A 23,639-nucleotide genomic window follows, 5' to 3' on the forward strand; every position below is an offset into this window, starting at 1 on the left:
TAGAGGAGCGGTCTGAAATGAGTACAGATATCAAAACTGGCGAAAAGATGATTGTGTTTATCGTAAACAAAAAAGAATACGCCATTTCAGTATCAGAAGTAAAGTCCATTGAAAAATGGCAGCAGCCGACAAGAGTCCCTGGCGTTGCCCCTTATATATGCGGTGTTATTAATCTGCGCGGTGTCGTGACACCTGTCATCGATCTTAGAGTGAGACTTGGATCAAGTGACAACGAAATTACAGATGAAACAAGAATGATTATTGTACAAGTTGGTGACATTGAAGTCGGCTGGATTGTTGATGAAGCAAATGACGTCATTACAGTTCATCAAGAAGAAGTAGAATCTTCTCCTGAATCAGCTGAAAAAGAAGGACAATCATGGGTGACAGGTATCATTAAGCATGATCAGCGTCTATTTAATATCATTCATCCTGGTGCTGTCCTCGACAAGAGCGTTCAAGATGCACCTGTTCATTAAGGAGGATGTGAAATGAGCATTTTCAATGAAATAAAAGATGAACAGCTGGATGTATTAAGAGAGGTTGGGAATATTGGAGCAGGCCACGCCGCGTCTGCTCTTGCCAGCCTATTGGATCGCAAAATAGATATGGCTGTTCCGTTTGTCAAGGTTCTCTCGTTTGAAGAATTAATGGATTTCTTTGGCGGTGCAGACCTCCCAGTTGCAAGCATTTTCCTGCGAATGGAAGGAGATTTATCCGGCTCAATCTTTTTCATTATGCCCTTTGAGCAAGCCGAGCAATTCGTAAGAGAGCTTGTACGAGATCCGTCATTTGATATTGATACTATTCACGAGCATGTGATGGGGACGTCAGCACTACATGAGCTGGGAAATATTTTAGCAGGCTCTTATTTATCAGCCCTTGCCGATTTAACAAAATTGCAGCTTCACCCAAGTGTTCCAGATGTTACGCTCGATATGTTCGGGGCTGTCATTAGCGAAGGGTTAATACAATTCAGCCCTCTAGGTGATCAGGCAATTGTGATTGATACATCGATTTTTGATGATCAAAATAAGCAAGAGCTGAAAGGAAATATGTTTCTATTACCAGACTTTGAATCGTTTGAAAAACTATTCAAAGCATTAGGTAACCTGTAATGAACGTTCAGATTCCGGCAGTTGTAAAGGTTGGTATAGCGGATGTTCAGCTTGTGAAAACACCGGACCGCATTCGGACATCCGGACTTGGTTCTTGTGTAGGGCTTGTTCTGTTTGATCAAGAAAAAAAACTGGCAGGTCTTGTCCATGTCATGCTTCCAGACTCATCCCTTGCAAAAGGGGCAGTGGAGAACTTGGCTAAATATGCAGATACAGGTGTCAAGCATACAATTGATCTGCTCCTTAAAGAAGGAGCGCGCAAACATGCGCTAAAGGCAAAACTTGCTGGTGGCGCAGAAATGTTTAAGTTTAAGTCAACCAATGATCTAATGAGAATTGGACCTAGAAACGTATCAGCTGTTAAAGAACATCTGTCTCTTTATCGCATCCCGATCATTAGTGAGGATACGGGCGGGAACAATGGCCGTACGATTGAATTTGATCCGCTTACGACAGAGCTTGAGATCCGCACTGTGAAGCAAGGCATTATGAAGATATAACTAAGGAAGTATAGGGGGAGAAAGATGCAATCCTTAAATTACGAAGATCAGGCGCTATGGGCTAGATGGAAAGAGTGGAAAGACCCAGCTGCTGGAGATGATCTTATGCGCCGCTATATGCCGCTCGTCACATATCATGTTGGAAGAATTTCCATCGGTCTCCCGAAGTCAGTGCATAAAGAAGACTTGATCAGTCTAGGGATGCTCGGTTTATATGATGCCCTTGAAAAATTCGACCCCGGAAGAGATCTGAAGTTTGATACATATGCATCCTTCAGAATCCGCGGGGCCATCATCGACGGTCTTCGTAAAGAGGACTGGCTGCCTCGTACATCAAGAGAAAAAACAAAAAAAGTAGAAGCGGCTATTGAAAAGCTTGAACAACGTTATTTACGAAATGTGACGCCGACAGAAGTGGCAGAGGAACTTGGCATGAGTGAACAGGATGTTGTCACAACAATGAATGAAGGTTTCTTTGCAAATCTGCTTTCAATCGACGAGAAGCTGCATGATCAAGAAGACGGTGAAAACGTCCAAGTCATGATTCGCGACGAGAAAACTGTGACACCTGAAGAAAAGATGCTGAAAGATGAATTAATAGAACAGCTCGCTGAAAAAATGACCGAGCTTTCGGAAAAAGAAAAGCTCGTGATCAGTCTATTCTATAAAGAGGAACTGACGTTAACGGAAATCGGTCACGTGCTTAATTTATCGACCTCACGCATTTCGCAAATTCATTCAAAGGCATTGTTCAAGCTGAAGCATCTGCTTGATAAAGCCATTCAATCTTAAAGAGTTAGTGAGTGAAAAAATATGTTATGGCTGATTAGCTTCATGCTTCATGCTGCACTTATTTATTTTGTGATCATTTTATATACGAGAATGAATTCGCTGAAGGCAACTGAACAAAAGCAGCGAGAACTTCTAGAAGAAACGGAAAATACCCTGGCTGCATTTTTGATGGAAGTCAAAGAAGAGAATGACAAACTATCAAAAGTGGCAGCCGCTTCCCCTGATTTTTCTGCTGAAGAGCTGAAATCGGATTTTCAGACACCAAAGCAGCCACAAACACCAATTGAATCCCAGCAATCGGTAGAAAGTGAAGATCCAGTCCCAGAGCACTTGTCGGCTCTCCTTAGCGAGGTAGAAGTGCAGGAAGAGAAGGTAAACGAACCCGTTCCACATTTTGAATCAGAAGCTTCTGTGCCTTCTGAAAGTGAAATAGAAGAAACATTCGAGGATCAAGTGAAGACCTTATATGACAAAGGGCATTCGCTAGAAGAAATAGCGAAAGAACTGAAAACTGGCAAGACAGAAATCGAGCTTTTATTAAAATTTAGTGGAAAGCTGTAAAGGATTCTTGATTGTCAGTCCATCATGTGTTATATTATTTCTTGGTGTTAAATACACACGCTTAATGATTCGTATGAAGGTGCTGCCGTGGCGCAGTTTTATGTGAACATGACTTAAGCGGAGGAAAAAAAACCATTATATTAGGAGGCAACAACATGTCAGTTATTTCTATGAAACAATTGCTAGAAGCTGGTGTACACTTCGGTCACCAAACACGCCGTTGGAACCCAAAAATGAAGCGTTACATCTTTACAGAGCGTAACGGTATCTACATCATCGATCTTCAAAAAACGGTGAAAAAAGTAGAGGAAGCTTACAACTTCACGAAAAACCTTGCTGCTGACGGAGGAAAAATCCTTTTCGTTGGTACGAAAAAGCAAGCACAAGATTCAGTGAAAGAAGAAGCAATCCGTTCTGGTATGTTCTATGTGAACCAACGCTGGCTTGGTGGAACTTTAACAAACTTTGAAACAATCCAAAAACGTATCAAACGTTTAAAAGATATTGAAAAAATGCAAGAAAACGGTACATTCGATGTTCTTCCTAAGAAAGAAGTCGTTCAACTGAAAAAAGAATTAGAACGTCTTGAAAAATTCCTAGGCGGAATCAAAGACATGAAAGGTCTTCCGGATGCACTTTTCATTATCGACCCTCGTAAAGAGCGTATTGCAGTTGCAGAAGCTCGTAAATTGAATATCCCAATCATCGGTATCGTTGACACAAACTGTGATCCAGACGAAATTGATGTTGTGATCCCTGCAAACGATGATGCAATCCGTGCTGTAAAACTTCTAACTGCTAAAATGGCAGATGCGATTCTTGAGTCTAAACAAGGCGAAGAAGAAGCTGTTGTAGAAGAAACGACAGAAACTGAAACAACAACTGCGTAACCTATTCAAAAGGTGATAAGAGGGAAATGCCTTTTATCACCTTTTTTTCACCTAGTAATCCGTGTTTTAACATAGAAGGAGGAAATGTAAAATGGCTATTACTGCTCAATTAGTTAAAGAACTGCGTCAAAAAACTGGTGCAGGTATGATGGACTGTAAAAAAGCGTTAACAGAAACTGATGGTGACATTGACAAAGCAATCGATCTTCTAAGAGAAAAAGGAATTGCAAAAGCTGCGAAAAAAGCAGACCGTATTGCTGCAGAAGGATTAACTCTTATCAAAACTGACGGCAACACAGGCGTGATCCTAGAAGTGAACTCTGAGACTGATTTCGTTTCGAAAAACGAAGGGTTCCAATCACTTCTTAACGAACTTGCTGATCATTTGCTTGCTGTTAAACCTGCAACAATTGAAGAAGCTCATGCTTCTAAAATGGAAAACGGTTCAACAGTTGAAGAGCATATCACATCTGCAATTGCGAAAATCGGAGAGAAAATCACTCTACGTCGTTTCTCTGTTATCACGAAAGAAGATAACGCAGCATTCGGTTCTTACTTACACATGGGCGGACGCATCGGTGTGTTAGCTGTTCTTAACGGAACAACTGACGAAGAGCTTGCAAGAGACATCGCAATGCACGTTGCTGCTGTAAACCCTAAATATATTTCTCGTGACCAAGTGTCAGAAGAAGAAGCAAACCGTGAGCGCGAAGTATTAACGCAGCAAGCGCTTCAAGAAGGAAAGCCTGAAAACATAGTAGCTAAAATGGTAGAAGGCCGTCTAAACAAATTCTTCGAAGAAATTTGCTTACTTGACCAAGCTTTCGTTAAAAACCCAGATGAAAAAGTGAAACAAGTAGTAGCTGCGAAAAACGCAAGCATTCAAACTTATGTTCGCTATGAAGTGGGCGAAGGCATCGAGAAGCGTCAAGACAACTTTGCTGAAGAAGTAATGAGCCAAGTGAAAAAATAATGTTTGAAAAGCTCTCTGGGGCTTTTTTAGGGAGCACAAGCACTGTGTTCCCTATTTTTTAGAGGATATTGATTTACAAAAGGCAGTTTCTTACGCATAATAAGAGACGGTATAGTTTACACTTGGAGGTTATCATGAGCAAACCGAAATATAATCGCATTGTACTGAAGCTAAGTGGCGAAGCACTAGCAGGTGATGCTGGAAATGGAATTAACCCAACTGTCATTCATTCAATTGCAAAGCAAGTAAAAGAAATTGCAGAGCTAGATGTAGAGGTTGCAGTTGTTGTAGGCGGAGGAAACCTTTGGCGCGGTAAGACAGGTAGTGACTTAGGAATGGACCGTGCAACAGCAGACTATATGGGCATGCTGGCAACAGTGATGAATTCACTCGCGCTACAGGACAGCCTAGAAACGCTTGGCATTCAGTCTAGGGTACAAACTTCTATCGAAATGAGACAGGTTGCAGAACCATACATAAGAAGAAAAGCGATCCGTCATCTTGAGAAGAAACGTGTCGTGATTTTTGCTGCAGGTACTGGTAACCCTTATTTCTCTACAGATACAACGGCAGCACTTCGTGCAGCAGAAATTGAAGCAGATGTCATTTTAATGGCGAAAAATAATGTAGACGGTGTCTACAGTGCTGATCCTCGTACAGATGCGGATGCAGTAAAATATGACAAGCTTTCATATCTTGATGTGCTAAAAGAAGGGCTTGCAGTAATGGATTCTACTGCGTCCTCATTATGTATGGACAATGACATTCCATTAATCGTATTCTCTATTATGGAAGAAGGAAATATTAAACGTGCCGTAAATGGCGAATCAATTGGAACGATTGTGAGGGGGAAATAACGTGTCAAAAGAAGTATTGAACCAAACGAAAGAAAAAATGGAAAAAGCCGTTCAAGCATACGGACGTGAACTTGCAACTGTTCGTGCGGGCAGAGCAAATGCTTCATTGCTTGATAAAGTAACGGTTGATTATTACGGTGCACAAACACCACTTAACCAAATTGCGTCAATCACAGTGCCAGAAGCACGTATGCTGATTATCACACCTTATGATAAAACAGCTATCGGTGATATCGAAAAATCGATCCAAAAGTCTGATCTTGGCATCACGCCAACAAGTGACGGAAATGTGATCCGTATTGCGATTCCTGCACTAACAGAAGAAAGACGTAAAGAGCTTGTGAAAGTGGTAAGAAAATATTCAGAAGAAGCAAAAGTAGCTGTTCGTAATGTTCGTCGTGATGCAAACGATGAGTTGAAAAAGCTCGAGAAAAATGGTGAGATCACTGAAGATGAATTAAGATCATCAACAGAGGATGTTCAAAAATTGACAGATGAATATGTCGCTAAAATTGATGACGTGACGAAAGATAAAGAAAAAGAAATCATGGAAGTTTAAGAAAAAACTATGTACAATAGATAATAGTGAAAAGACCCTCTTCATGTTTACAGGGGGTTTTTTTGTTAATACTGTTGGTGACTATATTATTAGCGGAAACGCAACCTTTTTGGGTGATGGAGGAATCTCATGCTCAATATACTCAAAAATTGGAAGAATCAGCAAACTGCAGCTTCCAACTTAGAAAGTCTGACAAAAGAAGACATATTAAATGGAGAAATTCCTGAACATATCGCCATTATCATGGATGGGAACGGAAGATGGGCAAAAAAACGTGCTCTTCCGCGGGTAGCAGGACATCATGAAGGAATGAAAGTCGTCAAGCGCATGACAAAGCTTGCAAATGAGCTGAATGTCAAAGTGCTGACTTTGTATGCTTTCTCTACGGAAAATTGGAAACGTCCAAAATTAGAAGTAGACTTTTTAATGAAACTTCCTGAGGAATTTTTGAACATCTACCTGCCCGAGCTCATCGAGGAAAATGTCCGTGTGCGCTTAACAGGTGATCCAGACGGCCTCCCGCAGCATACGAAAAGAGCGGTAGAGAACGCAGTAAAGAGTACGGCGAATAATGACGGACTCGTTTTGAATTTTGCGCTCAACTATGGAGGGCGCACAGAAATCGTCTCCGCGTGCAGACAAATTTCTGAAAAAGTCAAAGAAGGTAAGCTTCAAGCAGAAGACATCACAGAAGAGATGTTTTCAGCTTATTTAATGACAGAATCTCTTCAAGATCCGGATTTGCTTATTCGCACAAGTGGAGAAATTAGATTAAGCAATTTTATGCTTTGGCAAATTGCGTACAGCGAGTTTGTCTTTACGGATGTGCTTTGGCCTGACTTTTCTGATGAGCATCTTATAGGCGCTATCGGAGAATACCAGCGCCGCGGCCGGAGGTTCGGTGGAATTTAGAGGGTGGTGCAGATGAAACAAAGAATTTTGACGGGTGTGTTGGCAGCAGCAGTCTTTTTACTTGCAGTTATATATGGACAGATGCCATTTACCCTGCTGATTTACTTAATGGGAAGTGTCGCTCTCTTTGAGCTTCTAAGAATGAAAAAGATATCGATTTTCAGCTTTCCTGGTATTGTCAGCTTAATATTGCTTTGGCTTTTAATGGGCGGAGAGAACAGCTTCTTCCCGAACGCAGACGCATCAAAAATGCAGATTGCTTTATTTGCAGTCTTAATTCTTTTAACTTATACAGTGTTGAGCAAAAACTCTTTCACATTCGATGAGGTTGCTTTTGTGATCTTAGCGACATTATATATTGGCGTTAGTTTCTATTATTTTATCCAAATTAGAGGCTTATATGGCATGAGTGCGATCTTCTTCGCAGCAGTGATTATTTGGTCCACTGACTCAGGTGCCTATTTTATTGGGAAATCGATGGGGAAACGAAAGCTCTGGCCAGAGATCAGCCCAAACAAAACAGTAGAAGGATTTATCGGCGGAATCGTCACAGCGGTCGTGTTGTCATTTGTGTTTCAGGCGGTTACAGGATTTTTGCCATCATATCTGCTTGTTATGTTTATTACGCTTTTGCTCAGTATCTTTGGGCAGCTTGGCGACCTTGTGGAATCTGCTTTAAAGCGTCATTACGACGTGAAGGATTCAGGGACAATTCTCCCTGGACATGGCGGGATTTTGGACAGGTTTGACAGCTTTTTATTCGTTCTGCCGTTTTTATATTTATTGCTCGCAACGTTTGCCAGCTAACCTCATAGAAACTTATTGAACGAGAGAAGGAGTGGCAATTTGAAATATATTTCGCTATTAGGCGCAACAGGATCAATTGGAGAACAAACATTAGATGTGATTAGGCAGCACCCAGACAAATTTAAGCTAAAAGCCATGACGTTTGGCCGAAATGTAGACAAGGCCATACCAATCATTGAACAGTTTCAGCCTGAATTTGTCGGATGCTTAAGTGAAGAGGCTTATCACACGCTAAAAGGTCATTCATTTGAATACGATGTCAAGATGGCTGCTGGTGATGAAGCCAACATCGAAGCAGCGACCTATGATGCAGTGGACGTTGTGGTCAATGCCCTTGTCGGAAGTGTCGGGCTTGTTCCAACATTAAAGGCCATTGAACAAAAAAAGACGATTGCACTCGCAAATAAGGAAACACTTGTGACAGCTGGTCATATAGTTAAAGAGTACGCGAAAAGATATGATGTACCTTTACTTCCTGTCGATAGTGAGCATTCCGCTATTTTTCAATGCCTGCAAGGTGAACAAGCTAAAAACATTGAACGCTTAATCGTGACAGCTTCAGGTGGTAGTTTCCGAGATAAAAAACGAACTGAACTTGAAGGTGTTACGGTTGAAGAAGCGCTGAACCACCCAAACTGGTCAATGGGGGCGAAAATCACCATTGATTCAGCGACGATGATGAATAAAGGGCTCGAGGTGATTGAGGCACATTGGTTGTTTGATATACCTTATGAACAAATTGATGTGCTGTTACATAAAGAGAGCATTATCCATTCGATGGTGGAATTTCACGACAAAAGCGTCATGGCTCAGTTAGGGACACCTGACATGAGAGTGCCCATTCAATATGCACTCACATACCCTGACAGAGCGCCATTACCAGAAGCGAAATCATTGAACCTTTGGGAGATTGGACAATTGAATTTCCAAAAAGCGGATTTTGACAGGTATCGCTGCTTACATTTTGCTTATGAATCAGGTAAAATAGGAGGGACAATGCCTGCTGTGCTCAATGCAGCAAATGAAATGGCAGTCGATGCATTTCTGAAAGGCAAAGTAACGTTCCTGCAAATTGAAGAATTGATTGAAAAGGCACTAAACAGACATCATGTGATTTCAACGCCTAGTTTGCAAGATATCCATGAAGTGGACAAAGATACACGAGACTTTGTTCAATCAATCCTCACATAAGGTGGTATGTTCGTGAATACAGTGATTGCGTTTATTATTATTTTTGGAACGCTCGTTTTTTTCCACGAGCTTGGCCATTTAATTATGGCGCAGCGAGCGGGGATTTTATGCCGTGAGTTCGCAATTGGTTTTGGACCGAAGATTTTCTCTTTTAAACGAAAGGAAACCGTTTATACCATTAGACTTCTCCCTATTGGCGGATTTGTTAAAATGGCAGGAGAGGACCCTGAAGTCATTGAAATTAAACCAGGTCATACAGTGGGGCTCTTATTCAATGAGCAAAATGAAGTAGAAAAAATTATTTTAAATGATAAAGAAAAATATCCTGATGCTCTTGTCATCGAAGTGGAGCAGATTGATTTAGATCATGCCATGAGAATCTCAGGATATGAAGCTGGAAATGAAGATATTTTGACTGGCTACAATGTGAGTCAAACAAGCTTTTATATTGCAGATGGTGAAGAGATTCAAATCGCACCGTACAATCGCCAATTTGGATCAAAAACGGTATGGCAGCGTATTAAAGCGATCGCAGCTGGACCGATTATGAACTTTATCTTGGCGTATGTGATTTTAGTTGCTTTAGGGTTTATTCAAGGGGTCACCGTTGATGACCCTGTACTCGGCAAGCTGACGAAAGACGGCCGCGCAGCAGAAGCTGGACTCATGCAGGGAGACCACATCGTGTCCATTAACGGGGATAAAATGAATTCTTGGACAGACGTTGTTCAAACCGTTCAAAAGAACCCTGAGAAAAAAATGAATGTCGTCATTGACCGTGATGGCAAAGAAAGCACTGTACAGGTTGTACCAGAAGCTGTGAAAGCAGACGGAAAAAACATTGGCCGTTTTGGCTCTTATCCGCCAACGGAAAATGGATTTCTGAAGGTTATTTCATCCTCAGGAACAACTGTGATTTCAACAGCAGGTTTGATTTTAACGAACTTGCAAAAGATTGTCACAGGACAATTTTCATTAGATATGTTAGCAGGTCCTGTTGGAATCTATGACATGACAGGAGAAGTAGCCAAGCAAGGTGTGTTAACATTAATGCAGTTTGCGGCGTTCCTTAGTATTAACTTAGGTATCGTGAATTTATTGCCGATTCCTGCACTAGACGGAGGACGTTTACTATTCTTGTTTGTTGAAGCCATTCGCGGTAAACCAATTAATCGTGAGAAAGAAGCACTTGTTGTCTTTATCGGTGTTGCATTCCTCATGCTGTTAATGCTAGTGGTTACGTGGAATGACATCCAGCGATTATTTTTATAAAACCAATGTCTCTTGTTTCTCATTACGGGAAACAAGAGTTTTTGTGAGAAGTCCTATTTCATAAATGAGGTGTAACGACATGAGACAATCCCTGACTTTCATACCAACTCTTCGAGAGGTGCCGGCAGATGCTGAGGCAAAAAGTCACCAGCTCTTAGTAAGAGCTGGGTTCATTAGACAAAATACAAGCGGAATCTATCATTATCTCCCGCTTGCTCATAAAGTCATCCAGCATATTCAATCCATCGTTCGCAAAGAGATGGAAAAGGCGGGAGCAGCTGAGCTGTTAATGCCAGTGCTGCAGCAGGCAGAAATGTGGCAAGAGTCAGGAAGATGGTATACATACGGTCCAGAATTGATGCGTATGAAAGATCGTCATGGCCGTGAGTTCGCACTTGGCCCAACGCACGAAGAAGTGATTACATCACTCGTACGCAGCGAAGTAAAATCGTATAAGAAGCTTCCTTTAACTCTTTATCAAATTCAATCAAAATTCCGCGACGAACAGAGACCGCGTTTTGGGCTGCTGCGCGGACGTGAATTTATTATGAAGGATGCGTACTCATTCCATTCTTCACCAGAAAGCCTTGATGACACATACAATAAGATGTTTACAGCTTACTCCAATGTATTCTCAAAAGTAGGTCTTAATTTTAGACCAGTTATTGCAGATTCTGGTGCAATGGGAGGAAAAGATACACATGAGTTTATGGCACTGTCAGAAGTAGGAGAAGATACAATCGCATACTCTGACACATCTTCCTATGCTGCGAACATCGAAATGGCTGAAGCTGTATATCAAGGAGAAGAAGCAAATCCTGCGGACTTCAAAGAACTTGAAAAAGTCCATACACCACAAGCAAAAACGATTCAAGACATCGCTGAATTTTTAGAAGTTGATCCTTCTCTTTGTATCAAGTCTGTTTTGTTTAAAGCAGATGATGCGTATGTTCTCATCCTGACGAGAGGCGACCATGAAGTAAATGATGTGAAAGTGAAAAACTTGGTAGGAGCACAGCTTGTAGAGCTTGCTACTCGCGAAGAAGTACTAGAAGTCATTGGAACAGAGCCTGGATTTGTTGGTCCAGTGAAGCTGGAAGCAGAAGTCGATATTTATGCCGACCTTGCGGTTAAAGGCATGACAAATGCTGTCGCAGGTGCAAACGAAGCGGATTATCACTATGTCAATGTCAATCCTGCGCGTGATGTGTCAGTGAAAGAATTCACAGATCTTCGTTTGATTCAAGAAGGAGACGTTTCTCCAGATGGAGAAGGCACAATCCAGTTTGCTAAGGGGATTGAAGTAGGACAAGTCTTTAAACTAGGCACTCGTTATTCTGAGTCAATGGATGCGACGTACCTTGATGAGAATGGTCGAGCACAGCCAATGATTATGGGATGCTATGGTATCGGTATTTCTAGAACTCTTTCAGCAGTTGTTGAACAGCATCACGATGAGAAAGGAATCATTTGGCCAGAAGCTGTTGCGCCATATGACCTTCACCTCCTTGCATTAAATATGAAAAACGATGCTCAAAAAGAGCTAGCTGAAACGTTATACGAGCGCTTAGAAGATGAGGGCTTTGACGTACTTTTCGATGACCGCCAGGAGCGGGCTGGAGTGAAATTTGCAGACAGTGATTTAATTGGGCTGCCAATTCGCATTAGCTGCGGAAAACGTTCAGAAGAAGGCATTGTTGAAGTGAAGTTTAGAAAATCAGGTGAATCACATGAAGTATCTGTTGATGAGCTGATTTCATTTATACGCCAAGCATAAAAAACGAACAAAAAAATGAAGGTACCTCCTGTAGAAAAGAGGTACCTTTCTGATTGACAAAAGGAGGGTCCTGTCTTGGATGAACAATTACCGATCACACGGCGGCAATTTCATATATTACTCAATCAGATTCAAATGACAGATGATGACCTCAGTCGTTACTTTGAAGAAGGAGAAATCGTCAAATTGACGGTGCATAAGGCGACGAAAACGTGGCATTTCCTTTTTAAATTTAAGGCGCTTCTGCCTTACAAGGTGTATGCGATGTTTCTCAGCAGGCTGACGAATGCATTTTCTCATATTGCACAAGTCACTTGTACGATTGAAGTCAATGATCCGAGCATCTCTGAAGAGCTCGTTCAATCGTATTGGTCACATTGTGTGGAAGAGCTTCAAGGAATTTCTCCTCCAATTATCAGCTTGCTTCAGCAGCAAAAACCATCGCTGTCTGGACATAAAATCATCATTAAAACAAAAAGCGAAACAGAGGCTTTGGCCATCAAGAAGAAGTACAGTCCAATGCTCCAGGCTGCTTTTAAACAAGTAGGCTTTCCAGAACTCCAATTTGATACAGAAATTTTTGTATCAGATCAAGAGATTCAGAAGTTCAGAGAACAAAAGCTTGCTGAAGATCAAGAAAGAGCGATGCAAGCCCTCACTGAGATGGAGAAGAAGGAAAGTGAGGAGCAGGAGGAAGGTCCGTCTGGCCCTCTCATGATTGGCTATCAAATTAAAGACAATGAAGAAATTCGTACGCTTGATAGTATTATGGACGAGGAAAGAAGAATCACCGTCCAGGGCTACGTATTCGATGCAGAAACGCGTGAGCTGAAAAGCGGCAGAACGCTTTGTATCTTTAAAATTACAGATTATACAAACAGTATTTTAATCAAAATGTTTGCAAGAGAAAAAGAAGATGCACAGCTGATGAAATCATTGAAAAAAGGCATGTGGGTCAAAGCAAGAGGAAGCATTCAAAACGATACGTTTGTTAGAGACCTTGTCATGATTGCCAATGACGTCAATGAAATGAAACCTCAGCTGAAGGAAGATACGGCTCCTGAGGGTGAAAAGCGCGTCGAGCTTCATTTGCATTCCCCAATGAGCCAAATGGACGCTGTTACTGGCATCGGCAGGCTGGTGGAACAAGCAAAAAAATGGGGACATGAAGCGATTGCCCTGACGGATCATGCGGTGGTACAATCCTTCCCAGATGCGTATGCAGCAAGTAAAAAGCATGACATCAAAATGATGTATGGTGTGGAAATCAACTTGGTCGATGACGGAGTACCTATTGCCTATAATCCAGAGCACCGTTTGTTAGAGGATGCAACGTATGTCGTATTTGACGTAGAGACAACTGGACTTTCAGCTGTTTATGACACGATCATTGAGCTGGCAGCAGTGAAAATAAAGGGCGGAGAAATCATTGACCGTTTTGAGGCATTTGCAAATCCTCATCACCCATTATCAGCGACAACGATCGAATTAACAGGTATCACGGATGATATGGTCAGAGATGCTCCGGATGTCGTCGATGTCGTACGGGATTTCAAAGAATGGATTGGACAAGATATCCTTGTTGCGCACAATGCAAGCTTTGATATGGGCTTTTTAAATACAGCGTACAAACGCCTGTTAAAAACAGATAAAGCGTCAAACCCTGTGATTGATACACTTGAACTTGGCCGGTTCCTTTACCCTGAATTTAAGAATCACCGGCTGAACACACTTTGTAAAAAGTTCGATATAGAACTGACGCAGCATCACCGCGCCATTTACGATGCAGAGGCGACAGGCTATCTCATGCTAAAAATGCTAAAAGATGCGGCTGAAAAGGATATTGCCTATCACGATCAATTGAATGAAAACATGGGTCAGTCTAATGCTTACCAGCGCTCACGTCCTTACCATGCCATTCTGATCGCACAAAATGAGACAGGGCTGAAAAATTTATTCAAGCTTGTTTCTCTTTCTCATATTCATTATTTCTACCGGGTGCCGCGCATTCCGCGCTCACAGCTTGAGAAATATCGAGAAGGTTTAATAATCGGGTCTGCCTGTGATAAGGGTGAAGTGTTTGAAGGGATGATGCAAAAATCACCTGATGAGGTGGAAGACATTGCAGCATTTTACGACTATTTAGAAGTTCATCCGCCAGAAGTGTATCAGCATCTGCTGCAGCTGGAGCTTGTTCGAGATGAACGTGCGTTAAAAGAAATCATCACAAACATTGTGAAGCTTGGCGAAAAGCTGAATAAACCAGTCGTGGCAACTGGAAATGTGCATTATCTGCATCCAGAAGACAAAATTTATCGTAAAATCTTAATTTCATCACAAGGCGGAGCAAATCCGCTGAACCGTCATGAACTGCCAAAAGTTCATTTTAGAACGACAGATGAAATGCTTGAAGCATTCTCCTTTCTAGGAGAGGAAAAAGCGAAAGAGATCGTCGTGACGAATACAAAAAAAGTCTCTGAGATGGTCGAAAGCATTAAACCAATCAAAGACGACCTATACACACCAAAAATTGAAGGTGCAGATGAAGAAATACGGGAAATGAGCTATCAAATGGCGCGCAGCATCTATGGAGATGACCTGCCGAAAATCGTAGAAGACCGCATTGAGAAAGAATTAAAAAGTATTATCGGTCATGGCTTCGCCGTTATTTACTTAATCTCTCACAAGCTCGTAAAGAAATCACTTGATGATGGATATCTTGTTGGTTCAAGGGGGTCTGTCGGCTCATCTCTTGTTGCCACTTTAACAGAGATTACCGAAGTGAACCCGCTTGCGCCGCATTATGTATGTCCAAGCTGTAAGCATTCCGAATTCTTTAACGACGGATCTGTTGGTTCAGGCTTTGACCTTCCTGACAAAGACTGCCCGGAATGCGGCACGCCGTACAAAAAAGATGGGCACGATATTCCGTTTGAAACGTTCTTAGGTTTTAAAGGAGACAAAGTCCCTGATATCGACTTGAACTTCTCAGGTGAATATCAGCCGATTGCCCATAACTATACGAAAGAGCTGTTCGGTGAAGAGTACGTATACCGAGCAGGTACGATTGGTACTGTTGCAGAAAAAACAGCATACGGTTACGTGAAAGGCTACGCTGGAGATCATAATCTTCATATGAGGGGCGCAGAAATCGACCGGCTTGTACAAGGCTGTACAGGGGTAAAACGGACAACGGGCCAGCATCCAGGCGGTATTATTGTAGTACCGGATTATATGGACATTTACGATTTCTCACCTATTCAATTTCCAGCAGATGCGACAGGTTCTGATTGGAAAACGACGCATTTTGACTTCCATTCAATCCATGACAACTTGCTCAAGCTTGATATACTAGGGCACGATGATCCTACGGTTATTCGTATGCTTCAGGATTTAAGCGGAATTGATCCAAAAACGATTCCAACAGATGATCCTGAAGTGATGAAAATTTTCCAAGGAACAGAGCCTCTTGGTGTAACAGAGGAGCAAATTGGCTGTAAAACAGGTACACTCGGTATTCCGGAGTTTGGGACAAGGTTCGTTCGGCAAATGCTTGAGGATACAAAACCAACAACCTTCTCAGAGCTCGTTCAGATCTCTGGATTATCACACGGAACAGATGTATGGCTCGGAAACGCGCAAGAGCTCATCCACAATAAAACGTGTGAACTAAGTGAAGTGATTGGGTGCCGTGACGATATTATGGTCTATCTCATCTATCAGGGCTTAGAGCCGTCACTTGCCTTTAAAATCATGGAGTCTGTTCGTAAAGGAAAAGGACTTCCTCCTGAATGGGAAGAAGAAATGAAGAATAATAATGTTCCGAACTGGTATATTGATTCTTGTAAAAAGATCAAATACATGTTCCCTAAGGCCCACGCAGCTGCTTACGTATTAATGGCTGTACGGATTGCCTACTTTAAGGTGCATCATGCACTTTTATACTATGCGGCTTACTTTACCGTTCGTGCAGATGACTTTGATATTGAAACAATGACAAAAGGATCAAATGCGATTCGAGCAGTCATGGATGATATTAACTCAAAAGGTTTAGATGCATCACCGAAAGAAAAGAACCTATTAACTGTACTAGAGCTTGCCCTTGAAATGTGTGAAAGAGGCTATCATTTCAAAAAAGTGGACCTCTACCGATCAAGTGCAACAGAGTTTATCATTGATGGTGACGGATTGATTCCGCCATTCAACTCAATCCCTGGTCTCGGAACGAACGTTGCGTTAAATATTGTGCGCGCACGTCAAGATGGGGAGTTCCTTTCAAAAGAGGATTTACAAAAACGCGGAAAAGTGTCGAAAACGATCCTAGAATATTTAGATCGTCAAGGCTGCTTAGAAGCACTTCCTGATCAAAACCAACTTTCTTTGTTTTAATGTGATCAATGAAGAGCGCCCTTATAAAGGGCGTTCTTTTTTATGTACACAATAATATTATTATGTTAACTAATAAGGAATTCCCATCAATTGGAATCATTTTCTAATTCATTCATATACCTTGATTTAGCGTGATGTTTTAAGAGAAGAGATTGTATGTCATTCTTTCTACCCAAATAGAGCAAAAAAGAGAATTTAGCCGTCTGAAATGTTCTCATGCGACATATGATCATTCAGGGTACAGTCACAGAAAGAATCAAGAGAAAACAACTTCGATGAGCACAAAGCTGATTGCTGTTTACTATGCTTATTTTTGAAACATATTTGATTCTTTTCAAAGCTGTTCAAATCACGTTCTGAATAAAAGGAGGTGGCTTGTGTATTCATGTTTGACTAAAAAGAAGGGGTGAGTCATACGGAAATGGCATCTTATAACTATGTAGAGGTTCTTCAAAAATCCTTGTTGTTTTATGAAGCGCAGCGGTCTGGAAAGCTGCCTAAAAGCAGCCGTCTCAACTGGCGGGGAGATTCTGGACTAGAGGATGGGAAGGATGTAGGGCATGACTTAACTGGCGGCTGGTACGACGCAGGTGATCATGTGAAATTTGGCCTTCCAATGGCCTACTCAGCAGCTGTACTTGCTTGGACAGTATATGAATACCGAGAAGCCTATGAAGAGGCAGAACTGCTTGATGACATCTTAGATCAGATCAGGTGGGCAACAGATTATTTTTTAAAAGCTCATACAGGTCCGAACGAGTTTTGGGCGCAGGTAGGTGATGGGAACGCTGATCATGCTTGGTGGGGACCGGCAGAAGTGATGCCGATGAGCCGGCCAGCTTTTAAAATTGATGAAAATTGCCCTGGAACAGAAGTGGCCGCCCAAACTGCGGCAGCTTTAGCAGCGGGTTCTATCATTTTTAAAGAGACAGATGCCCCTTATGCAGCAAAGCTTCTGACGCACGCGAAACAGCTTTATTCATTTGCTGACCGGTATCGCGGCGAATATACAGATTGTGTCACAAACGCTCAGCCGTTTTACAATTCATGGAGCGGCTATATTGATGAACTCATATGGGGCGGAATCTGGCTGTACTTGGCAACAAATGAAGAAACCTATTTAAATCAAGCACTAAAAGCAGTAGAGGAATGGCCGAAGGATTGGGATTATACGTTTACCATGTCGTGGGACAATACTTTTTTTGCTTCGCAAATCTTACTCGCCAGAATCACGAAAGAGAACCGATTCATAGAATCGACAGAGCGTAATCTCGATTACTGGACGACGGGTTTTGTTCAAAATGGAAAAGTCGAAAGAATCACTTATACGCCTGGCGGTTTGGCATGGCTTGATCAATGGGGCTCGCTTCGTTATACAGCAAATGCAGCATTTTTAGCCTTTGTCTACGCTGATTGGGTGTCAGATGAAGAAAAAAAGAATCGATACCAAACGTTTGCGATCAACCAAACTCACTATATGCTTGGTGATAATCCGCTTAATAGAAGCTATGTCGTTGGGTTTGGCCAGAACCCGCCGAAGCATCCGCACCACCGAACTGCACATGGCTCATGGTCTAACCAGCTGACAAATCCTTCGAATCATCGTCACACTCTTTATGGGGCGCTCGTTGGCGGACCTAATGCACAGGATCAATATGATGACGACATCTCTGATTATGTATCAAACGAGGTGGCGACGGACTATAATGCCGCTTTTACAGGAAATATAGCCAAAATGGTGCAGCTGTTTGGAAAAGGGCAATCAAAGCTACCCAATTTCCCGCCTAAAGAACAACCAGAGGATGAGTTTTTTGTAGAGGCAGCAGTGATGAATAACGATGCAACTTCTACTCAAGTCAAGGCGGTTCTATACAACCGGTCTGGATGGCCGGCGAGAAGTAGTCAAACGCTCTCCTTTAGATATTACGTCAATCTGAGTGAGGTCTTTGCAAAGGGATTCACTGAAAAAGATATTCAAGTGACAGCCGCCTACAATGAAGGCGCTTCCTTATCTCCGCTCAAGGTATATGACGCATCAGCTCACGTCTATTATGCAGAAATAGATTTTACCGGCGTAGCGATTTTTCCTGGAGGAGAATCAGAGCATAAAAAGGAAATCCAATTTCGATTATCTGCGCCAAATGGGTCGAATATATGGGATGCCTCAAATGATTATTCCTTTCAAGGCTTAACATCCAATATGCAAAAAACACCGAGAATACCTGTTTTTGATGATGGTTCTTTAGTATTTGGTACACTTCCAGACAAATAAAAATCAAGATTTATTGAAAGGGTGAAGGATTTGTCAAACAAAGAACGGTTTTTAACGCTTTATCATCAAATTAAAAGTGATGCGAATGGATATTTTTCACCAGAAGGAATTCCGTATCATTCAATTGAGACGCTCATTTGCGAAGCGCCTGATTATGGGCATATGACAACGTCAGAAGCATATAGTTATTGGCTGTGGCTAGAGGTGTTGTACGGACATTACACAGGGGATTGGAGCAAATTAGAGGCAGCCTGGGACAATATGGAGAAATACATCATCCCAGTAAATGAAGATGGAAATGATGAACAGCCGCATATGAGCGCCTACAACCCTTCTAGTCCAGCCACCTACGCAGCAGAAAAACCATATCCGGATCAATATCCTAGTCAGCTGAGCGGAGCTCGTCCTGCTGGTCAAGATCCGATTGATGGTGAATTGAAATCAACCTATGGAACAAATGAAACGTATTTAATGCACTGGCTGCTTGATGTCGATAACTGGTATAAATATGGGAACTTGCTCAATCCATCACATACAGCTGCATATGTGAACACGTTCCAGCGTGGTCCGCAGGAATCTGTATGGGAGGCGATCCCGCATCCATCACAAGATGATAAATCGTTTGGGAAGCCAAATGAAGGCTTTATGAGCTTGTTCACAAAAGAAAATCAAGTACCAGCTGCTCAGTGGCGTTATACCAATGCGACGGATGCTGATGCGCGTGCAATACAAGCAATCTATTGGGCAAAGGAACTTGGCTACAATAATTCAACCTATCTTGATAAAGCGAAAAAAATGGGTGATTTTCTCCGTTACGGTATGTACGATAAGTATTTTCAAACGATTGGAAGCGGTAAGCAAGGGAATCCGTACCCTGGAAACGGAAAGGGTGCTTGTCATTACTTAATGGCGTGGTATACCTCTTGGGGCGGAGGACTTGGCGACTATGCAAACTGGTCATGGCGTATCGGAGCGAGCCATTGTCACCAAGGGTATCAAAACCCTGTCGCCGCTTATGCTTTGTCCTCAGACAAAGGTGGTTTAAAGCCATCTTCCTCTACTGGTGCAAGCGATTGGGAAAAAACATTAAAAAGGCAGCTTGAATTTTATGTATGGCTTCAATCAAAAGAGGGAGCGATAGCAGGAGGTGCAACCAATAGCTGGAATGGAGACTATAGTGCATATCCGGCGGGAAGAAGTACTTTTTACGATATGGCATACGAGGATGCACCTGTTTATCATGATCCGCCTTCTAATAACTGGTTTGGGATGCAGGCATGGCCGATGGAGCGCGTAGCAGAGCTTTATTATATTTTAGTGAAAGATGGAGACAAAACTTCTGAAAATGTCCAAATGGCTAAATCCTGTATCACAAAATGGGTTAACTATGCACTCGATTACATTTTTATCGGCAGCCGTCCTGTGTCGGATGAAGAGGGTTATTTCTTAAATGACCAAGGACAAAGAATTCTAGGGGGAACAAATGTTTCTGTGGCTACAACGAGTGCACCAGGCGAGTTTTGGCTTCCTGGAAATATTGCTTGGAGCGGACAGCCTGACACGTGGAATGGATTCCAGTCTGCAACAGGAAATCCAAACCTAACAGCTGTCACAAAAGATCCAACTCAGGATACGGGCGTATTAGGGAGCCTAGTCAAGGCATTAACTTTCTTTGCTGCTGCTACAAAGCTTGAAACAGGGGATTATACAGCGCTTGGTGTCAGAGCGAAAGATGCAGCCGCACAGCTCCTTGAGGTGGCGTGGAATTACAATGATGGAGTGGGCATTGTAACAGAAGAAGAAAGAGAGGACTATGACCGCTTCTTTAAAAAAGAAGTGTATTTCCCAAATGGTTGGAACGGGACATTTGGTCAAGGGAATCAGATTCCTGGAAGCAGCACCACTCCTTCTGATCCGCAGCGAGGAGGAAATGGAGTCTATACGAGTTTTGCTGATCTTCGTCCGAACATTAAACAAGATCCAGCATGGCCTTCACTTGAGAGTAAGTATCAGTCTTCATTTAATGAAGCAACAGGCAAATGGGAGAACGGGGCACCGGTTTTCACTTATCACCGTTTCTGGTCACAAGTGGATATGGCCACTGCCTACGCAGAATATCATCGTCTGATCAACTAACAGTCGAAATTTAAGCTGCCGGTTTCTTTGAGCCGGCAGTTTGATTAAGAAATATAAATCCAATGAAGATAGGGGGATTTTTACATGGTCAAAGAAAGAAGCTTTCTTCATCAATCATTCAACAAGGGTGAAAATGAGCAGATCAATCTGATGTGGAAAAAAGAGGCGAATGATCGAATCTCAGAGCATAGACAAAGAGACCTTGTGATAAACGTGACAAACGGCGATAAAAAGCCAATAGCAGGTATAGAGGTTGAAATTAAGCAAATCAGGCATGAATTCGCATTTGGTTCAGCAATGAATGACCAAGTGTTATTTAATCAACAATATGCTGATTTTTTCGTGAAGTATTTTAATTGGGCTGTTTTTGAAAATGAGGCAAAATGGTATGCGAATGAGCCACAAAGAGGGAAAATCACCTATGAAAAAGCAGATGCGATGCTGAATTTTGCAGATCGACATCAACTTCCAGTGAGGGGGCACGCTTTATTTTGGGAGGTAGAGGATGCGAATCCAAGCTGGCTGAGGTCACTGCCGAATCACGAAGTATATGAAGCCATGAAAAACCGGCTTGAGCATGCGGGCAATCATTTTAAGGGAAGATTCCGCCATTGGGATGTAAACAATGAAATGATGCACGGTTCATTTTTTAAAGATCGCTTTGGGAAAAATATTTGGAAGTGGATGTATGAAGAAACGAAAAAAATTGACCCGAAAGCACTTTTGTTTGTGAATGATTATAATGTGATCTCATATGGTGAGCACCATGCGTATAAAGCGCATATCAATGAACTGCGTCAGTTAGGCGCACCTATTGAAGCGATTGGGGTTCAAGGCCATTTTGAAGAACGGGTCGATCCAGTCATTGTCAAAGAGAGACTCGATGTGCTTGCTGAGCTTGGTCTTCCTATATGGGTCACAGAGTATGACTCTGTTCACCCTGACGCTAATAGAAGAGCGGATAACCTAGAGGCTTTATATCGCGTCGCATTTAGTCATCCAGCCGTAAAAGGAGTGCTAATGTGGGGATTTTGGGCAGGTGCCCATTGGAGAGGTGAGCATGCGGCTATCGTGAATTATGATTGGTCTTTAAATGAAGCAGGACGACGTTATGAAAAACTTCTAAATGAGTGGACGACCCAAAGAGTTGAAACAACAGATGCTAATGGCCATGTGATATGTCCAGCATTTCATGGAACATATGAGATTCGAATCGGCAAAGAAAATAAAATGTTGAAACAGCAGACAATTGAACTTGATTCAAATGAACAAGCACCGCTTCAGCTAGATGTGATCGTACCTGAAGAAGGATAGATTGTGAGGAGAATGTTAATGAAAAAGTGGACTCAAAGAGTGTCCTGCTTCATACTTGTGGTCGCTATATGGGCCGGCTGGTTTTCACTTACGATTAAAGCCGCCGCTTACGTGCAGACATCTGGTAAACAATTTACGCTGAACAATCAACCATTTTACTTTGCTGGTACAAATAATTACTACTTCCATTACAAATCTAAAAAAATGGTAGATGCAGTGTTCGATGATATGAAAGCAATGAATTTAAAGGTCATACGTATTTGGGGATTTCACGACGGAGCCCCTCAAGAAAACTCCGTTTTACAATCTAGTCCAGGGGTCTATGAAGAATCAGGTTTTCAAAAACTAGATTATGCGATTTATAAAGCAGGACAGGAAGGGATAAAGCTTGTCATTCCACTAGTGAACAATTGGGATGACTTTGGCGGGATGAATCAATACGTAAAGTGGTTCGGGGCAGGAACGCATGATGCCTTTTATACAGATCCTCGTATTCAACATGCTTACAAAAATTATGTGCGCTATGTATTAGAAAGAACCAATACGTATACAGGTGTTCAATATAAAGACGATCCAGCTATTATGACTTGGGAATTGGCCAATGAGCCGCGTGTGCAGTCAGATCCAACGGGAAATGTACTAGTCAAATGGGCAGATGAAATGAGTAAATGGATCAAATCGCTGGATCGTCACCATCTTGTTGCAGTAGGAGATGAAGGGTTCTTTCGCATACCAGGGCATGAAGATTGGTTGTACGGAGGCGGAGAAGGCGTCGATTGGGACCGTTTGACGGCTCTTCCTAATATTGATTATGGAACCTATCACCTGTACCCAGATCATTGGAACAAGTCTGCTGCCTGGGGAGTGAAATGGATTGAAGACCATATCACCCGCGGGAAGTCAATCGGAAAACCAGTTGTGTTAGAGGAGTTTGGCTATCAAAATCAATCAGCACGTCCTGACGTATACGAAAGCTGGCTGTCAGCGATTGAGCGGCTCGGAGGGGCAGGCAGTCAATTTTGGATTTTAACAAGCATTCAGGACGATGATTCGCTCTATCCGGATTATGACGGTTTCCGCATCATAAAAGGGAGCAGGGAGGCAGCACTTATCAGTGATCATGCGAAAAGAATGAACGAAAAGAACCGATGACGAATGCCTGCAGAATAAGGAACTTCATTTGCATAAAAAAATTGGATATGGTATAGTTTTTATGGAAATGCTAACGATTACCGAGACAAGAGTGGGGAAACCCGCTCTTTTGTATTGAACAGGCAATTTTTGTCTCGACATTATTCATCCGTTTTCTGCTCCCCCTG

General features: G+C 42.2%; 19 protein-coding genes. All 19 read left to right on the top strand.

Going from position 1 to position 23,639, the window contains the following annotated elements; genetic code table 11:
• Positions 1–17 precede the first annotated feature (17 nt).
• The 19 genes from MHI16_RS08235 (at position 18) to MHI16_RS08325 (ending at position 23,472) form a co-directional block, all read left to right on the top strand.
• Positions 18–479 (top strand): chemotaxis protein CheW, encoded by a 462-nt coding sequence (locus tag MHI16_RS08235; protein WP_003211606.1) that lies wholly within the window; start codon positions 18–20, stop codon positions 477–479.
• A 12-nt stretch (positions 480–491) separates the two neighbouring features.
• Positions 492–1,118 carry a chemotaxis protein CheC gene (locus tag MHI16_RS08240; protein ID WP_342498156.1) on the top strand — a complete coding sequence of 209 codons (627 nt, stop codon included), beginning with the start codon at positions 492–494 and terminating at the stop codon, positions 1,116–1,118.
• The gene (locus MHI16_RS08245) at positions 1,118–1,618 is read left to right on the top strand and encodes a chemotaxis protein CheD (RefSeq protein WP_003212153.1); all 501 of its coding nucleotides are present in this window, start codon (positions 1,118–1,120) and stop codon (positions 1,616–1,618) included. Before MHI16_RS08240 ends, MHI16_RS08245 begins: the two co-directional genes overlap by 1 nt.
• Positions 1,619–1,642: 24 nt before the next feature.
• Positions 1,643–2,410: a FliA/WhiG family RNA polymerase sigma factor gene (locus MHI16_RS08250; protein WP_012009976.1), complete on the top strand. Its 768-nt coding sequence runs from the start codon at positions 1,643–1,645 to the stop codon at positions 2,408–2,410.
• Between the two features lie 21 nt (positions 2,411–2,431).
• Positions 2,432–2,971 (top strand): hypothetical protein, encoded by a 540-nt coding sequence (locus tag MHI16_RS08255; RefSeq protein ID WP_058013979.1) that lies wholly within the window; start codon positions 2,432–2,434, stop codon positions 2,969–2,971.
• Between the two features lie 155 nt (positions 2,972–3,126).
• On the top strand, positions 3,127–3,861 hold the full coding sequence (rpsB, locus tag MHI16_RS08260; protein ID WP_003212093.1) for a 30S ribosomal protein S2: 735 nt from the start codon (positions 3,127–3,129) through the stop codon (positions 3,859–3,861).
• A gap of 91 nt (positions 3,862–3,952) precedes the next feature.
• Positions 3,953–4,834: a translation elongation factor Ts gene (tsf, locus tag MHI16_RS08265; RefSeq protein ID WP_058013978.1), complete on the top strand. Its 882-nt coding sequence runs from the start codon at positions 3,953–3,955 to the stop codon at positions 4,832–4,834.
• 134 nt (positions 4,835–4,968) lie between these two features.
• Complete coding sequence (pyrH, locus tag MHI16_RS08270) at positions 4,969–5,691, top strand: UMP kinase (RefSeq protein WP_003210919.1); 723 nt, start codon at positions 4,969–4,971, stop codon at positions 5,689–5,691.
• Between the two features lies 1 nt (position 5,692).
• Positions 5,693–6,250 (top strand): ribosome recycling factor, encoded by a 558-nt coding sequence (gene frr, locus MHI16_RS08275; RefSeq protein WP_003212469.1) that lies wholly within the window; start codon positions 5,693–5,695, stop codon positions 6,248–6,250.
• 129 nt (positions 6,251–6,379) lie between these two features.
• The gene (locus tag MHI16_RS08280; protein WP_034662319.1) at positions 6,380–7,162 is read left to right on the top strand and encodes an isoprenyl transferase; all 783 of its coding nucleotides are present in this window, start codon (positions 6,380–6,382) and stop codon (positions 7,160–7,162) included.
• Between the two features lie 12 nt (positions 7,163–7,174).
• Positions 7,175–7,969, top strand: coding sequence for a phosphatidate cytidylyltransferase (locus MHI16_RS08285; RefSeq protein WP_058013977.1), 795 nt, complete (start codon positions 7,175–7,177; stop codon positions 7,967–7,969).
• Between the two features lie 39 nt (positions 7,970–8,008).
• Positions 8,009–9,160, top strand: a complete 1,152-nt coding sequence (gene dxr / locus MHI16_RS08290) for a 1-deoxy-D-xylulose-5-phosphate reductoisomerase (RefSeq protein WP_058013976.1) — start codon at positions 8,009–8,011, stop codon at positions 9,158–9,160.
• A gap of 6 nt (positions 9,161–9,166) precedes the next feature.
• Positions 9,167–10,432, top strand: a complete 1,266-nt coding sequence (gene rseP / locus MHI16_RS08295) for an RIP metalloprotease RseP (RefSeq protein ID WP_106055909.1) — start codon at positions 9,167–9,169, stop codon at positions 10,430–10,432.
• A 79-nt stretch (positions 10,433–10,511) separates the two neighbouring features.
• Complete coding sequence (locus MHI16_RS08300; RefSeq protein ID WP_058013975.1) at positions 10,512–12,209, top strand: proline--tRNA ligase; 1,698 nt, start codon at positions 10,512–10,514, stop codon at positions 12,207–12,209.
• Positions 12,210–12,344: 135 nt separating this feature from the next.
• Positions 12,345–16,598, top strand: coding sequence for a PolC-type DNA polymerase III (locus MHI16_RS08305; protein ID WP_234034891.1), 4,254 nt, complete (start codon positions 12,345–12,347; stop codon positions 16,596–16,598).
• Positions 16,599–17,019: 421 nt separating this feature from the next.
• Entirely contained in the window at positions 17,020–18,870 is a 1,851-nt protein-coding gene (locus MHI16_RS08310; RefSeq protein WP_058013973.1) for a glycoside hydrolase family 9 protein, read from the top strand.
• 30 nt (positions 18,871–18,900) lie between these two features.
• Entirely contained in the window at positions 18,901–21,006 is a 2,106-nt protein-coding gene (locus MHI16_RS08315) for a glycoside hydrolase family 48 protein (protein WP_058013972.1), read from the top strand.
• An 84-nt stretch (positions 21,007–21,090) separates the two neighbouring features.
• Positions 21,091–22,320 (top strand): endo-1,4-beta-xylanase, encoded by a 1,230-nt coding sequence (locus MHI16_RS08320; protein ID WP_058013971.1) that lies wholly within the window; start codon positions 21,091–21,093, stop codon positions 22,318–22,320.
• Positions 22,321–22,338: 18 nt separating this feature from the next.
• Positions 22,339–23,472, top strand: a complete 1,134-nt coding sequence (locus MHI16_RS08325; protein ID WP_058013970.1) for a cellulase family glycosylhydrolase — start codon at positions 22,339–22,341, stop codon at positions 23,470–23,472.
• Positions 23,473–23,639 lie beyond the last annotated feature (167 nt).

Source organism: Bacillus sp. FSL K6-0923, assembly GCF_038630825.1.
Classification (GTDB): Bacteria; Bacillota; Bacilli; order Bacillales; family Bacillaceae; genus Bacillus; species Bacillus pumilus.

Excerpts from the sequence above, each read along its gene's own strand:
- MHI16_RS08235 (WP_003211606.1), top strand. The coding sequence starts at position 18 with ATGAGTACAGATATCAAAACTGGCGAAAAGATGATTGTGTTTATCGTA.
- MHI16_RS08250 (WP_012009976.1), top strand. The coding sequence starts at position 1,643 with ATGCAATCCTTAAATTACGAAGATCAGGCGCTATGGGCTAGATGGAAA.
- MHI16_RS08320 (WP_058013971.1), top strand. The coding sequence starts at position 21,091 with ATGGTCAAAGAAAGAAGCTTTCTTCATCAATCATTCAACAAGGGTGAA.
- MHI16_RS08245 (WP_003212153.1), top strand. The coding sequence starts at position 1,118 with ATGAACGTTCAGATTCCGGCAGTTGTAAAGGTTGGTATAGCGGATGTT.
- rseP (WP_106055909.1), top strand. The coding sequence starts at position 9,167 with ATGTTCGTGAATACAGTGATTGCGTTTATTATTATTTTTGGAACGCTC.
- pyrH (WP_003210919.1), top strand. The coding sequence starts at position 4,969 with ATGAGCAAACCGAAATATAATCGCATTGTACTGAAGCTAAGTGGCGAA.
- MHI16_RS08280 (WP_034662319.1), top strand. The coding sequence starts at position 6,380 with ATGCTCAATATACTCAAAAATTGGAAGAATCAGCAAACTGCAGCTTCC.
- MHI16_RS08325 (WP_058013970.1), top strand. The coding sequence starts at position 22,339 with ATGAAAAAGTGGACTCAAAGAGTGTCCTGCTTCATACTTGTGGTCGCT.
- MHI16_RS08240 (WP_342498156.1), top strand. The coding sequence starts at position 492 with ATGAGCATTTTCAATGAAATAAAAGATGAACAGCTGGATGTATTAAGA.
- tsf (WP_058013978.1), top strand. The coding sequence starts at position 3,953 with ATGGCTATTACTGCTCAATTAGTTAAAGAACTGCGTCAAAAAACTGGT.
- MHI16_RS08305 (WP_234034891.1), top strand. The coding sequence starts at position 12,345 with ATGACAGATGATGACCTCAGTCGTTACTTTGAAGAAGGAGAAATCGTC.
- MHI16_RS08255 (WP_058013979.1), top strand. The coding sequence starts at position 2,432 with ATGTTATGGCTGATTAGCTTCATGCTTCATGCTGCACTTATTTATTTT.
- MHI16_RS08300 (WP_058013975.1), top strand. The coding sequence starts at position 10,512 with ATGAGACAATCCCTGACTTTCATACCAACTCTTCGAGAGGTGCCGGCA.
- MHI16_RS08310 (WP_058013973.1), top strand. The coding sequence starts at position 17,020 with ATGGCATCTTATAACTATGTAGAGGTTCTTCAAAAATCCTTGTTGTTT.
- MHI16_RS08285 (WP_058013977.1), top strand. The coding sequence starts at position 7,175 with ATGAAACAAAGAATTTTGACGGGTGTGTTGGCAGCAGCAGTCTTTTTA.
- rpsB (WP_003212093.1), top strand. The coding sequence starts at position 3,127 with ATGTCAGTTATTTCTATGAAACAATTGCTAGAAGCTGGTGTACACTTC.